General features: G+C 40.1%; 9 protein-coding genes and 5 pseudogenes. 8 read left to right on the forward strand and 6 right to left on the reverse strand.

What is annotated here, in order from left to right; all coding sequences use genetic code 11:
- Window positions 1-3 precede the first annotated feature (3 nt).
- Window positions 4-555 carry a (2Fe-2S)-binding protein gene (locus WG932_RS16040; protein WP_483084688.1) on the reverse strand — a complete coding sequence of 184 codons (552 nt, stop codon included), beginning with the start codon at window positions 553-555 and terminating at the stop codon, window positions 4-6.
- 218 nt (window positions 556-773) lie between these two features.
- Between WG932_RS16040 and WG932_RS16045 the strand changes: the two genes are divergently transcribed.
- The 8 genes and pseudogenes from WG932_RS16045 (at window position 774) to WG932_RS16080 (ending at window position 10,574) form a co-directional block, all read left to right on the forward strand.
- Window positions 774-1,757 (forward strand): beta-ketoacyl-ACP synthase III, encoded by a 984-nt coding sequence (locus WG932_RS16045; RefSeq protein ID WP_483088662.1) that lies wholly within the window; start codon window positions 774-776, stop codon window positions 1,755-1,757.
- A gap of 17 nt (window positions 1,758-1,774) precedes the next feature.
- Complete coding sequence (gene efp / locus WG932_RS16050; RefSeq protein ID WP_014019059.1) at window positions 1,775-2,338, forward strand: elongation factor P; 564 nt, start codon at window positions 1,775-1,777, stop codon at window positions 2,336-2,338.
- Between the two features lie 112 nt (window positions 2,339-2,450).
- Window positions 2,451-2,912, forward strand: coding sequence for an acetyl-CoA carboxylase biotin carboxyl carrier protein (gene accB, locus WG932_RS16055; RefSeq protein WP_041934970.1), 462 nt, complete (start codon window positions 2,451-2,453; stop codon window positions 2,910-2,912).
- A 29-nt stretch (window positions 2,913-2,941) separates the two neighbouring features.
- Window positions 2,942-4,293 (forward strand): annotated as a pseudogene (gene accC, locus WG932_RS16060) (acetyl-CoA carboxylase biotin carboxylase subunit).
- A 331-nt stretch (window positions 4,294-4,624) separates the two neighbouring features.
- Window positions 4,625-6,937, forward strand: a pseudogene (locus tag WG932_RS16065) (PSD1 and planctomycete cytochrome C domain-containing protein).
- A 1-nt stretch (window position 6,938) separates the two neighbouring features.
- Window positions 6,939-8,395 (forward strand): annotated as a pseudogene (locus WG932_RS16070) (DUF1501 domain-containing protein).
- A 38-nt stretch (window positions 8,396-8,433) separates the two neighbouring features.
- On the forward strand, window positions 8,434-9,906 hold the full coding sequence (locus WG932_RS16075; protein ID WP_483084689.1) for a c-type cytochrome domain-containing protein: 1,473 nt from the start codon (window positions 8,434-8,436) through the stop codon (window positions 9,904-9,906).
- A gap of 47 nt (window positions 9,907-9,953) precedes the next feature.
- Complete coding sequence (locus WG932_RS16080) at window positions 9,954-10,574, forward strand: FN3 associated domain-containing protein (protein WP_483088663.1); 621 nt, start codon at window positions 9,954-9,956, stop codon at window positions 10,572-10,574.
- Window positions 10,575-10,606: 32 nt separating this feature from the next.
- Here WG932_RS16080 and prfB read toward each other — a convergent pair.
- From prfB to WG932_RS16105, 5 genes and pseudogenes are all read right to left on the reverse strand, one after another.
- Window positions 10,607-11,711, reverse strand: a protein-coding gene (prfB, locus tag WG932_RS16085) for a peptide chain release factor 2 (RefSeq protein WP_014019066.1) whose coding sequence is annotated in 2 segments (ribosomal slippage) — window positions 10,607-11,650 and window positions 11,652-11,711 — 1,104 coding nt in all. Because the reading frame shifts where the segments join, the coding sequence is not laid out codon by codon here.
- 154 nt (window positions 11,712-11,865) lie between these two features.
- Window positions 11,866-12,381, reverse strand: a complete 516-nt coding sequence (locus WG932_RS16090; protein ID WP_014019067.1) for a hypothetical protein — start codon at window positions 12,379-12,381, stop codon at window positions 11,866-11,868.
- A gap of 42 nt (window positions 12,382-12,423) precedes the next feature.
- Window positions 12,424-13,490 (reverse strand): annotated as a pseudogene (locus WG932_RS16095) (branched-chain amino acid aminotransferase).
- Window positions 13,491-13,496: 6 nt separating this feature from the next.
- Window positions 13,497-14,044 (reverse strand): annotated as a pseudogene (locus WG932_RS16100) (cob(I)yrinic acid a,c-diamide adenosyltransferase).
- Window positions 14,045-14,065: 21 nt separating this feature from the next.
- The gene (locus tag WG932_RS16105; RefSeq protein WP_014019070.1) at window positions 14,066-14,782 is read right to left on the reverse strand and encodes an ABC transporter ATP-binding protein; all 717 of its coding nucleotides are present in this window, start codon (window positions 14,780-14,782) and stop codon (window positions 14,066-14,068) included.
- Window positions 14,783-14,850 lie beyond the last annotated feature (68 nt).

Below are 14,850 nucleotides of genomic sequence, written 5' to 3' on the forward strand. Positions count from 1 at the left end.
CTCTTATTTCTTTTGACTTAATTTTGATAGGGCATCGAGAATGGCCGGATAGGTACAGCAACGGCAAATATTGCCGTTTAATCCAGAGACCAACTCCCTAGGACCGGCATCAGGGTTCTTCTCCAATAGAGCCACGGCAGAAACTACCATTCCTGAAGCACAAAAGCCACACTGAAAAACACCTTCTTCAAGAAAAACCTTTTGTACCGGATGTAGTTCATTTTGCCTCGCTATCCCTTCGATAGTTACTATGTTTTTATCTGCCACAGAAGTGACAGGGGTTATACAAGCAGGAAGGGGAATACCATTGATTAAAACTTTACATGCTCCGCAGGCTCCTTCACCACATCCATACTTGGTACCGGTGAGGTTCAATTGATCTCTTAACACCTCCAACAGACTAGGGTTATCAACTGTTTTTACCAAATATTCTTTACCATTTACATTCACTTTCATTATTTCTTGCGGAAGGTTCTCACTATTGTATAATTTAGGAATTTTTCCATCCTGATACAACCTGAAAGGGAATTTGGTTAAAATATTGATTCTCATCATGATTTATTTTTCACATATCTTCAAAATCCTTGGTGGACAAGGACATTTTAAATAATTTTGGGATTCGAAATTTTAATACTGTTGACATCATCTAACAAAAACAGTGTTACTTAAAATGGTATTTGCCCATGACAACTTTCAATAAAAGATCGCAGGAAAGTGAGGGTCGACCATTTCCAATATGAGACTAGAAACAATCAGATGAAAAAAGAGCTGTTATTACAGGTGTACATGCCTGGGTACCCGAGTATGTACTAGACAACAAAGAACTGGAAACTATGGTAGATACCAATGACGAGTGGATTACCAGTCGGACAGGTATCAAGGAAAGGCGAATTTTAAAAGGTGAAAACCAAGGAACTTCAGTTATCGGTACGGAGGCAGTCAAAGGTTTACTGGAAAAAACCAACACCAATCCGGAAGATATAGATTTGATTATCTGTGCCACCGTAACTCCGGACATGCTATTTCCTGCAACAGCCAATATAATCGCCCACAATGTGGGGGCAAAAAACTGTTATAGTTTTGATATATCCGCCGCTTGTTCCGGATTTTTGTATGCCCTTTCCATGGGAAGTCAGTTTATAGAAACCGGCGCACATAAAAAAGTTATAATCATAGGGGCCGACAAAATGTCCTCTATTGTAAATTATCAGGATCGAACCACATGTATTATCTTCGGTGATGGTGGTGGAGCTGTCTTACTAGAGCCGACTGAAGAAAATATAGGTGTAATGGACTCTATGTTACATACAGATGGATCCGGCGCGGACTTTCTTCGAATTGAAGCAGGAGGAAGTAGAAAACCTGCCTCTGTAGAAACAGTAACCGGCAGAGAACACTTTGTTTACCAAGAGGGGTCGACGGTATTTAAATTTGCTGTAACCAATATGGCAGAGGTTAGTGCCCAGATCATGGAGAAAAACAATTTGACTGCAGATGACATCACTTGGTTGGTACCACATCAAGCCAACAAAAGAATAATCGATGCAACTGCGAGAAGAATGGGCATAGGTCCTGAAAAAGTTATGCTAAACATTGAAAAGTATGGCAATACCACAGCAGGCACCCTACCTTTGTGTCTTTGGGATTATGAATCCAAGTTAAAAAAAGGTGACAACTTAATTTTGGCTGCTTTTGGTGGTGGATTTACCTGGGGAGCAGTATATTTAAAGTGGGGATATGACCCTAAAAGCGTTTAACCAAAATCAAAGCAAATATGGCAAGTACTGCTGATTTCAAAAATGGCCTTTGTCTGGAATTTAATCATGACATTGTAACAATTGTTGAATTCCAACATGTAAAACCCGGAAAAGGCCCGGCATTTGTTAGAACCAAGCTAAAAAGTCTTACCAATGGGAAAGTTGTTGATAAAACTTTTAATTCAGGAGAAAAAATAACAACTGCACGTGTAGAAAAAAGGCCCCATCAGTACATTTATAATGATGACATGGGGTACCACTTCATGGACACAAGCACTTTCGAGCAAATTCCAATAGAAGAAAAACTAATTGAAAGGCCGGAATTATTAAAGGAGGGTCAAATGGTAGACATCTTAATCCATGATGAAACAGAGACACCTCTTGGTGTTGAACTTCCACCCTTTGTAGAATTAATGGTTACTTATACAGAGCCGGGTATCAAAGGAGATACTGCTACCAACACCTTAAAACCAGCCACCCTAGAAACGGGCGCAGTGGTAATGGTTCCTTTATTCGTTGACCAAGACATAATGATTAAAGTAGATACACGGGATGGCTCCTACTCTGAAAGAGTTAAATAATCCTTTAATCGCTATAATTATTCACTAATTTACCTAGTTTTACTTAAGATAAAATCAAGTATATTTGAATCAGGGTGGCCAAATACCGGGTAACTCTCAAAGAAATAGATTTATGAAAGCAAAAGAAATACAAGAATTAATAGACTTTATCTCCAATTCCGGTTTAGCAGAAGTCAAAATAGAAACAGATGAATTCAAGCTTTCCATCAAAAAGAATTCTGAAGTACAAGTTGTAGCTCCTGCTGCAAGTCCTGCACCACAAGCGGCTCAGGCACCTGTTCAACCTTCCGCTCCGGCACCGGTCGAAGCCAGTAGCGCCCCTGCTGACAACCTTTTAGAAGTAAAGTCTCCAATGATTGGTACCTTTTACAGGTCTCCAAATCCTGATGCAGAATTCTTTGTTAATGTAGGTGATACCATTCAAAAAGGCCAACCAGTTTGCATCATTGAAGCAATGAAATTATTTAACGAAGTGGAATCTGAAGTATCCGGTAAAATCGTAAAGATTTTAGTAGACGATGCCTCGCCAGTTGAATATGACCAACCTCTCTTTTTGGTTGAACCTCAGAATTGATCGTTTTCTAACCAAACTGACCTTATAAAGTGTTTAATAAAATATTAATAGCCAACAGAGGAGAAATTGCTTTAAGGATCATTCGTACATGCAAAGAAATGGGAGTGAAGACTGTCGCTGTCTATTCCACTGCTGACAAGGACAGCTTACATGTACGTTTTGCTGATGAAGCTGTATGTATAGGTGCCGCATCAAGTAAAGATTCTTACCTAAATATCCCTAGAATCATCGCTGCTGCAGAAATCACCAATGCAGATGCTATTCACCCCGGTTATGGTTTCCTTTCTGAAAATGCGGAATTTTCGAGGATATGTGAAGAATACAACATTAAGTTTATTGGAGCAAGTCCTGAAATGATCAACCAAATGGGTGACAAAGCAACAGCCAAAGCCACCATGGCCGCGGCCGGAGTTCCTACCATCCCCGGTTCTGAAGGATTGCTTAACTCCATAGAAGAAGGATTGCCATTGGCAGAAAAAATTGGTTACCCTGTCATCCTCAAAGCCACTGCTGGTGGAGGTGGAAGAGGCATGCGTATAGTGAAGGATCCTGCGGGGTTCAAAAAGCATGGGACGATGCCAGACAAGAATCCGCTGCAGCATTTGGTAATGATGGTTTATACCTTGAAAAGTTCGTTGAAGAGCCTCGGCATATTGAAATCCAAATCATTGGAGATTCAACCGGTAAAGCTTGCCACTTATCTGAAAGAGATTGCTCCATTCAGAGACGTCATCAAAAATTAGTTGAAGAAACACCTTCTCCTTTTATCACTGATGACCTGAGAAAAAGAATGGGGGAAGCCGCCATCAAAGGGGCAGAGGCAATCGCCTATGAAGGTGCCGGAACCATAGAGTTTTTGGTAGACAAAAACCGAGACTTCTACTTTATGGAAATGAACACCAGAATTCAAGTAGAACATCCAATAACGGAAGAAGTTACAGATTTTGATTTGATCAAAGAACAAATCAAAGTTGCTGCTGGAGAGAAAATAAGCGGGAAAAATTACTTTCCAAAATTATACGCCATGGAGTGTCGAATCAATGCAGAAGATTCTGCAAATGGATTCAGACCTAGTCCAGGGAAAATTGTCAACCTTCACCTCCCCGGAGGCAAAGGCGTGAGAATTGACAGCCATGTTTATGCTGGATACGTTATTCCACCAAATTATGACTCTATGATTGCAAAACTTATCGTAAGTGCCCAATCCAGAGAGGAAGTTATTGTACGAATGAAACGTGCCTTGGAAGAATTTGTCATTGATGGCATTAAAACTACCATCCCTTTCCATTTGGCCTTATTGGAAGATCCGGAATTCAATGCCGGTAATTTTACCACTAAATTTCTGGATGATTTTGACTTTTCAAAAGTTCAAAAATCATAATTGGATTTTAATCTATACATTGTCTTACAAAAGGAGAGGTTTTCAACCTCTCCTTTTTTCTTCTATAGAATCATACAATCAACACAATATAATTTTCATATCACTTGGTTATTCAATCAAGATGTGCTTCCCTCTTTCTCGGTACCATTAGAGTTTCCATATCTCTAATTTCTTCGTTACTATTTCAGGCCATTCATGAGATCCCTCAAAGGTGCTTCTCACTAAAAATTACGTATTTTATACCCTTAGGCATTTTCAAATTTTGTTTGTATATGTAGGTATTTATTAGCAAATTGTTCACTATTAACAATGTAAGAGCCCACATAAAATTATGCTTAGGCATTTATCCTATATATTATTGATTCTATTGGTAACCTTTCTGTCTTGTTCAGAAAAAGGACCCGAATCCACGCGGCTGACCTCCGGAGACCAGATCAGTTACAATTTCCATATCAGGCCAATTCTTTCCGACAACTGTTTTGCCTGCCATGGACCAGATGAAAACAAAGAGAGTCGGGCTTAAGGCTTGACAATGCAGAAGGTGCCTATGCTGCCTTAAAAGAAAACCCGGGAGCACATGCCATAGTACCCGGTAAACCTGCCCAATCAGAAATCATTAGCAGGATAACAACAACGGATGAAACGGCCAAAATGCCGCCGTCTGAATCTAACCTCAAATTATCTCCTGAAGAAATTACTTTGATCAAAAATTGGGTTAAACAAGGGGCTAAATATGAACCTCATTGGGCCTTTCTTCCTCCGGTTAAAACTTCTCTACCTGATATTTCTGATCCTCAATGGGCTAACAATGAGATCGATTATTTTGTATTGGCAAAACTTGACAAAATAGGTTTACAACCCAATGAGAAAGCAGACAAAATGCTTTTACTCAAAAGATTAAGCTTGGACCTTACAGGACTTCCTCCCACAGAAGAGCTAATGAAATCTTTTAAAGAAGATGAGTCTGAAGAGGCTACAGAGAAGATAATTGACAAATTATTGGATAGCCCCTCATTCGGTGAAAGAATGGCTGTGTTATGGATGGATATTTCACGCTATTCAGATTCTTATGGTTATCAAGACGATAATATTCGAACACAATGGCCCTATAGAGATTGGGTAATCCACGCATTTAATAAAAATCTTCCTTACGATAAGTTTATAACTTGGCAGTTGGCAGGAGACTTACTTCCCAACCCGACCAAAGAACAAATCTTGGCTACTGCATTCAATAGGAACCACAAATACACGGAGGAAGGTGGGGTAATTCCGGAAGAATACAGGGTTGAATACATATTGGACAAAACCAATACCTACAGCAAAGCAATCATTGGTATGACGGTGGAGTGTGCTCAATGTCATGACCATAAGTATGACCCTATTTCACAGGAAAATTACTTTGAGATGTATGCTTTTTTAACAATACCCCTGAGCAAGGCTACGAAGGTGATGTGAGTGTTTCCAAACCTGCCAAACATCCCATCATGTGGGTAGAAAAAGAGGACTTGAAAGGGATTTTGAATTTCGTAAACCACCAGGACACAAGCAAAATCATGGTGTCCGTAATGGAAGACTATAAAGATTCTTTAAGAAGGACTTTCGTTTTAGACCGCGGTGTTTATGACCAACCTACCACAGAAGTCTTCCCTTCCACCCCAAAATCCATTCTTCAATTTGACGAAAGCAAATATCCGAAAAATCGCCTGGGATTAGCACAGTGGACTTTTTCTGAAGAAAACCCATTGACCGCACGTGTTTTTGTGAACCTTATGTGGCAGGAGTTTTTGGAGCGGGAATTGTAAGATCTGCCGGTGACTTTGGTATGCAAGGCAAACTACCCACTCATCCTGAACTTTTGGATTGGCTTGCAGTTGATTTCCAAGAAAGTGGTTGGGATGTAAAACATTTAGTTAAAAAAATAGTAAGCGCTGCTACATATCAGCAATCTGCTACTAGCGATAAAAAGAAAATTGAGTCTGATCCTGATAATTTTTATTTGGCAAGCTACCCAAGAATTAGATTAAACGCAGAACATATTCGGGACATGATTCTAGCCAGTAGTGGTCTTTTGTCTAAAGAAATAGGTGGGCCGAGTGTTAAACCATATCAACCTGAAGGCCTATGGGAGGCAGCCACTTCGGGAAGAGGGGAATTAGCTGAATACAGACAGGACCAAGGAGATAAATTGTACAGAAGGGGCTTGTATACCTTTATCAAACTAACCTCCCCACCACCGAAACCAATCATTTTTGATGGCAGCAATAGGGATGTATGTGAGGTAAGCAGAAACAGGACAAATACTCCCCTTCAAGCCTTAGCCATGTTGAACGACCCATTGGTACTTGAGGCCTCACGTGTACTTGCCAATAAATTGATTGGAGAAGGAAAGGAATATGAAGAAGCGATCCAAGAAGCTTTTCTAAGAATCATTTGTAGAACTCCCAAAGTAGAGGAATTTGAATTATTAAAAGAATACTATCAGGAAGAGTTGAAAAGGTTTAAGCAAAAGCCCGAAACAATTTTAGAAACTGTAAATGCCGGGGAGTTTCCTTTAGACCAATACAGCAACAGCCCTGAAACAGCCGCCCTTATGCAAGTGGTGGTCGCGATTTATAATGTTGAAGAAGCAATTACCAAAACTTGATATGGAAAAAGAAATTTTAGAAAATGGATTAAATGAGAACAGGAGGAAGTTCCTATCCAAATTAAGTCTAGGGTTAGGAAGTGTTGCTTTGGGATCCTTATTGGTGCCCGACCTATTTAATGGCAGCCCCCAAATAGACACTGACAAGTTAATGGCCAGTGTCCCTCATTTTGCTCCCAAAGCGAAAAGGGTTATTTATATGTTTCAAAATGGAGCGCCAAGCCAGTTGGAATCGTTTGATTATAAACCCATGCTGAATAAAAAAATTGGGGAAGAGCTTCCCGACTCCATCAGGCAAGGACAACGACTTACTGGAATGACAGCCGGACAGTCATCTTTTCCTTTGGTGGGCTCGGCTTATGGCTTCAAAAGGTATGGTCAATCAGGTGCTTGGGTCAGTGATCTCTTTCCACATACTGCAAAAATTGTGGATGACATATGCATTGTTAAGTCAATGCACACAGAAGCCATTAATCATGACCCTGCCCTCACCTTCTTCCAAACGGGAGCTCAAGTAGGAAACAGGCCAAGCATGGGCGCGTGGCTAAGTTATGGGCTAGGTTCTGAAAACAATAACCTTCCTAGTTTCTGCGTACTCTTGTCAAGGGGAAAAGGAAATGGTCAGGGGGTTTACTCAAAACTTTGGACGAATGGTTTTTGGAATCAGTCCACCAGGGTGTTCAATTCTCTAGTGGAGATGACCCCGTACTGTACCTCAATGATCCAGAAGGGATGAGCAAAACAGACCGAAGAAGGATGCTAGACAAAATAGCTGCATTAAATCAAATAAATTATGAATCCTTCGGAGACCCGGAAATCAGCGCCAAAATTCAACAATATGAAATGGCATACCGAATGCAAACTGCAGTGCCGGAAGTCACTGATGTCAGCAAAGAGCCCGACAGCATAGTTAAGCTTTATGGTCCGGAATGTTTGGTTTCCGGCACCTATGCAGCCAATTGTTTACTAGCAAGAAAGCTTTCTGAAAATGGTGTTAGGTATGTACAGCTTTACCACCAAGGCTGGGATCAACATGGAAATTTACCCAATGAAATGGCCATGCAAGCCAAGGATACTGATCAGGCATCTGCTGCATTAATAACAGACTTGAAGCAAAGGGGATTGTTGGACGAAACCCTGGTAATCTGGGGAGGAGAATTTGGTAGAACCAATTATTGCCAAGGAAGATTTTCTGCGGACAACTATGGCAGAGATCATCACCCTAGGGCTTTCTCTATGTGGATGGCAGGCGGAGGAATAAAACCCGGGGTAACTTATGGTGAAACAGATGATTTTGGATACAATATCATCAAAGACCCGGTTCATGTCCACGATTTCCATGCCACCATGCTTCATCTACTTGGAGTGGAACATGAAAAGCTCACCTTTAGGCATCAGGGAAGAAGATACAGGCTTACAGATGTTGCCGGAAATTTAGTCAAAGGTATAATGGTCTAACAATTTGACTCCTTGATAATAACCCTATTCTCGTCTTTATGTTAACAAATAAATTGAAGGTCATTCTTGGCCAAATACTTTTTGCTGTAAATGTCTTTGTACTATTCATTGTATTGGCTGAAAGTAAAGTAATGATTCCTGACTGGCTCCATGTATTCGGAAGAATGCATCCATTGCTGCTCCACTTTCCTATTGTAATCATTTTATTGGCCATTCTATTGGTAGGTTTTCCTGATTTACTTCCTGACAAAGCAAACAGCACATTGTATGGTAAGGATTTTTTATTATTAGGAGCATTCACGGCTGGATTTACGGTTATCGCAGGGCTTTTGCTATCTCATGAAACAGGCTATGATAAAGAAGCGCTCTATTGGCACAAATGGACCAGTTTGGGGATATTCTGGCTTTCTTCTTTATTCTATTATTTTATTGATAGACAAAGACCTTTGGGCATAAAAATATCGGGTACTTTTTTGGCACTGATAGTCATTGTATCCGGACATCTTGGTGCTTCCATCACCCATGGTGAAAACTTTATTACAGCCCCTCTGGAAAAGAAGGAAACGCAAACCGTAAGCTTGGAAGAAGCTGAAGTATTTACACATGTAATTTATCCCATCATCGAAAACAAATGCCTGAGTTGCCACAAGGCATCCAAGCAAAAAGGAGAACTAAGAATGGATACTCCTGAACATTTGTTTAAAGGTGGAGAATCAGGGCCTGCCGTTGAACCTTTTGATTCTAAAAACAGCTTGATGACCAAAAGAATTAATTTACCGGAAGAGGATGAAGACCACATGCCTCCAGAAGGAAAACCTCAGCTAACAGAAGAAGAAAAAGCCATACTAGACGCTTGGATTGGTTCCGGTGCCATTACAGACCAAAAGGTTTTGGCCCTTGCTGACACCAGCAGCATTTATCCATTGGCCATCAAAAAGTTTAAGTCGGCCCCTAAAGTATACACATTTGAAGCAGTATCAGATGCTATTTTAGAGCCTCTAAATAACTTTTATCGAAAAGTTCAACCTTTGGGGATCACTTCTCCGGCCTTATCTGTGAGTTATTTTGGACGGGCAAATTTTGACCCTGAATCTCTCAATGAACTTTCCCCCATTCAGGAACAAACTGTGTCAATTAACCTAAACAGTATGCCGATCAAAGATGAGCATTTGGCATCGCTTGGTTCATTTACTAATCTGGAAAAACTTTATTTGAATTTCACAGACATAAAGGGCCCCGGTCTTCAGGCATTGGTAGGGCTTGAGAATCTTTCCTTACTCTCCCTTTCTGGAAATAATTTAACAGAGGATGCCATAAAACCTTTATCACAACTAAAAAATGTAAAGAAACTATTTCTTTGGAATACAGGGTTAACCGAAGAATCACTGGAGAAATTAATTGCAGCATTACCTCAAACGACCATTGAGATCGGTACCGAGGAAAGGACTACTTTACTGATGTTGAATCCACCTGTAATTCGTTTCGACAAAGCTTTTTTAAAGACAAGCTAAAAGTTGAATTAAACCATCCTATTGGAACCACGAGCATTTATTACACACTGGATGGCTCAGTGCCTGACAGTAGTAATTTCTTACTATATGAAGAACCCCTAGAGATCACAGAAAACACTACCATAAAAGCAAGGGCCTTTGCAGAAGGATGGATTGGAAGCAAGGTTGAAGAAGCTGAATTCATTAGCGCAACTCTTAGTCCTGCATCTTTTGAAATGAACCATGCACCTGAAGACCGGTACAAAGGAGATGGTAAAAACAGCCTTTTCGATAAAAAGAAAGCCATTCCTGATGTTTGGAATTTAAATTGGCTGGGTTTTATTAACAGTCCGCTTGAGGTGGAAATGGAGTTTGAAAAGCCTACAGACATTTCTTACTTGGCCCTATCACTTTGGCAAAATATTGGTGCTCGTTTTTTCCCTCCTCAAGAAGTGAAAATTTGGACTAGACCGGATAAAAACCAGGACTGGAAATTATCTAAATCCTATCGACCTCAACCCTTGAGAAAAGAGGACAATTCCTTTTTACGTCAGGTCGAGATTCCTTATGCTGAAAAAAATGTTCTATACCTTAAAATGGAAGCCAAGCCGTTGGCAAAGCTACCATCTTGGCACGGTGCTGCAGGAAATAAAGCTTGGCTAATGGTGGATGAAATTGTAATAAATTAATTAAAAAAGCCTGAAAATTCAGGCTTTTTTAATTAGTCTTCATCTTTTACTTCTTCCTCACTCTGTGCCAATAGATAAGCTTTAATGAATTCATTCAGCCCTCCATCTAGTACTGCTTGAACATCTGATGTTTCATATCCCGTCCGAGCATCTTTTACCAATTTGTATGGATGGAGGACATAATTTCTGATCTGGGAACCAAAATCTATCCTCATTTTACCGGACTCCACTTTGGCTCTTTCAGCATTTCTTTTCTCCATCTCCAGCTGATACAAACGAGATTTCAACATCTGCATCGCCTTTTCTCTATTCGCCAATTGTGAACGTTCAATTTGGCACACAACAACGATCCCAGTGGGCTTATGTGTGAGTTGAACTTTGGTTTCCACCTTGTTTACATTTTGACCTCCAGCTCCTCCTGATCGGGAAGTATGCAGCTCTATATCAGAGGGATTGATGTCAATATTTATGGTATCATCCACCACAGGATAAGCATACACAGAAGCAAACGAGGTATGCCTTCTACCGCCACTATCAAATGGTGAAATCCTTACCAATCTGTGCACTCCACTTTCTGATTTCAAAAAGCCATAAGCCAATGGACCTACAAATTCCAATGTAGCTGACTTTATTCCGGCAACTTCACCTTCCTGAAGGTCAACTTCTTTTACTTTGTAACCATTTTTTTCACCCCACATGATGTACATGCGAAGTAAAATTGATGCCCAGTCATTGCTTTCAGTACCTCCGGCACCGGGATTGATCTCCAACATGGCACTCAGCTGATCCTCTTCCCCGCTGAGCATCTTTTTCAGTTCCAGGTCTTCTACTAATTTGAGATTTTTATCATACTCTGTGTCTACTTCCTCAGCTGACACCTCTCCTGCATTGTAGAATTCAAACAATACCTCCAGATCCTGAATACCAGTATCAATTGTTTCATACTGTGAAGTCCAGGCCTTACGGGCTTGAATCTGCTTCATTACTTTTTCGGCCTCATCTGTATCAGTCCAAAAATCGGGCTGTGCTGATATGGCTTCAAACTCTTCTATTTCTGATTTCTTACGATCGTAGTCAAAGATACCTCCTCAAGGCCGTTACTCGGGCCTTCAAATCTTTCAATTGATCTGATGTCATAATGATAAATTTTATTAATTACTTAAAATGCAAAATTGCTTAATTCCTACTAAACAATCAATTTAAACTTAAAATTTGCTCGGCATGCAATAAAGATTGAATTTTGAGCTGGTAAAGTTAATACAATCTAAATTTTTCAATTGAGCTTGCATTCCTACTCCAATTCAGTTTTTCTAATCACCATTATTTTTCTCTTCCCTCCAACTTTAAACTTTTTGTATCGGATAGATTTCATGATAAAACCGGTGCCAATTAAAGCTGCGGCTGTGGCTAGCACACCTGAACTGTACTGTAGGTTACCATCATCGGCCAAACTATTAATCCCTCCAGCAAGTAGCAGAAGCCCTCCTCCTGCGAATGGGAGATAAGTTAAATTCGCCAATGTTTGGTTTCGCTCATCCTTATACCTAATATCTAATGCTTCTATTTGCTTCAGGCTCAAAACGTTTTCACTCAAGGCAATATACTCCTTATCAATTTCGCGGATAATATCCTTGATATAATAATCATTGCCTTTCTGTAAATAGATAATTTCATCTCCTACTTCGTAAATGATTCGAGATTTCTGATTGGCACCTTTTTGAAGGATCAAATAGTTTTGTGCGAACAATTCGCCCTGAACGAAAACTATCAAACCGATAAGAAGGATACCTCTATTGAAGAGATACATAGGTTAATAAATTCAATGGTCAAAAACTGGTAGGAAGACCAACTAATACTTCGTAATCCAATTGTATTTGTCCTCCACTTTACCATATTTAATGTTGTCGAGGGCTTCTAAAATACGCACAGAAAAAGCCGTAGGAGCCACTTCCTTTAATTCATAGTCTTTGCCATGAATATTTATTAAGCGGATAAAAGCCACGGTAGCCGCCGTGCCTGTTCCGAAAGCCTCTTCTAGTTTCCCTGAATTAAGCGCTTCTTCCAATTCAATCACTGTTAAAAACCTCTCTTCTATCGGCATACCCATCTCCTGTGCCAAGGTAAGTACACTGTCCCTGGTAATTCCTTTGAGAATGGTTCCCGTAGTGGTTGGAGCAGTGATCAAAACTCCATCAATAACAAACATTACATTCATCGTACCACTCTCCTCTATATACTGATGGGTCTTGCCATCCGTCCATAGGAGTTGATCATACCCGTCTTTCTGGGCCTTCAGTGCGGGATAAAGAGATCCGGCATAATTACCGGCAGCTTTGGCCGCTCCAGTCCCTCCTTCAATTGCTCTTGCAAACCTGGTTTCAACTTTTACAGCTACCGGTTTGGCATAATACTTCCCTACCGGCGATGCAAGAATCATAAATTTATATTTCTTGGAAGGTCTGATACCCAAATAATCATCTGCGGCAAAAATAAATGGCCTGAGATACAAAGAACACCCCGCTTGCTTGGGTACCCATTCCCTATCCACTTCAAGTAGACATCGCATGCCTTCCATAAAAATTTCCTTAGGAATCTCGGGAATACACATTCTCTTGGCAGATTCATTCAACCTTTTTGGTTGGCATCTCCTCTGAAAACCAATATTTCACCTTGCTCATTCCTGTAGGCCTTTAAACCCTCAAAAACGGATTGCCCGTAGTGTAGGGTCGCATTGGCTGGATTAAGTTGCAATGGTGCGTAAGGTTCGATTTTCAAATTTTGCCATTCCCCATCTATATAGTCTGCCACAAACATGTGGTCACTGGTAACTTGCCCAAAAGCAAGCTCATTAAAATTAGTTGTTTCTAGTTTTGAGCTTGATGCTTTTATTATATCTATTTTCAAATGCTTGTCCATATCTTATTATTCACCTGAATGCCAAGTGATTTCATTTACATTTAATTCCTTCGCCAATTGCCTTCCCAAAACAAACAAATAATCGGAAAGTCTATTGACATATTCCAACAATATTCCATCTACCGGAGAATTCTCTGAAAGTAAAACCATGGCTCGCTCAGCTCTTCTACAAACGGTACGTGCAATATGAGCCAAAGAAACCACCGGATGCCCTCCGGGGATAATGAAATTTTTCAATGGGGGAAGATTTCCCTCCATTTTATCTATTTCTATTTCCAGAAACCGAATATCTTCTTTTCTAAAAGCAGGGAGCTTCACCCCTGTCTTTTCCGGATCAGTGGCCAAAATTGCCCCTAATACGAAAAGCCTATTCTGTACTTTATAAAGAATCTTTCCAAGATCTTCATTCCCTAAATTATCCCTCAATAAACCTAGGTTAGCATTTAATTCGTCAATGGTGCCATACGCATCAATTCTTAAATGAGATTTATTGACTCTAGTCCCCCAAAAAGGGATGTTTTTCCTTTATCTCCCGTTTTGGTATAAATTTTCATTCAGTTTATCAACTATGCTATTCAAATAATTGTTTTGTCAACCACCGTTGGATTGGGGTTTCGTTCATCAGATTCTATAAGACCATCTCTAAGTCTGATGATTCGATGCGCATAATGTGCTATATCATCCTCATGAGTCACCATGATAATCGTATTGCCTTTTTGGTGCAAAACATGAAAAAGATCCATGATTTCATAAGACGTCTTACTGTCCAAATTACCTGTAGGTTCATCGGCCAAAATAATGCTGGGATCATTTACTAAAGCCCTGGCAATGGCTACCCTTTGCCTCTGACCACCTGACAACTCATTGGGTTTGTGATGAATTCTATCATCTAAGCCCACACTTTTTAGAGATAAGAAAGCCTTCTCTTCTCTATCCGTTTTATTGTAACCCGCATAAATCAAAGGTAAAGCAACATTCTCTAAGCAAGTAGCCCTTGGCAGTAGATTAAAGGTTTGAAAAACAAAACCAATCTCCTTATTTCTGATTTCTGCAAGCTCATCTTCACTCATATCACTTACATCCTTGCTATTAAGAATGTATTGTCCTGAGCTTGGAGTATCCAAACACCCTATAATATTCATTAATGTCGACTTCCCTGATCCTGAAGGCCCCATAAAAGCCACATATTCACCTCTGTTTACGCACATGCTTACCGATTTGAGTGCTTTCACTTCCTCGGTTCCCATTCTGTAAACCTTACGTATCTCTTTGGTTTTTATGATTTCTGGCATGGCTCGACATTTTAAATGTGAAGATAGGGTATATTGCTCAAAAACAGGAATTCAGCACCCTAAATTAT

The organism is Cyclobacterium sp. SOCE241, from assembly GCF_056867545.1.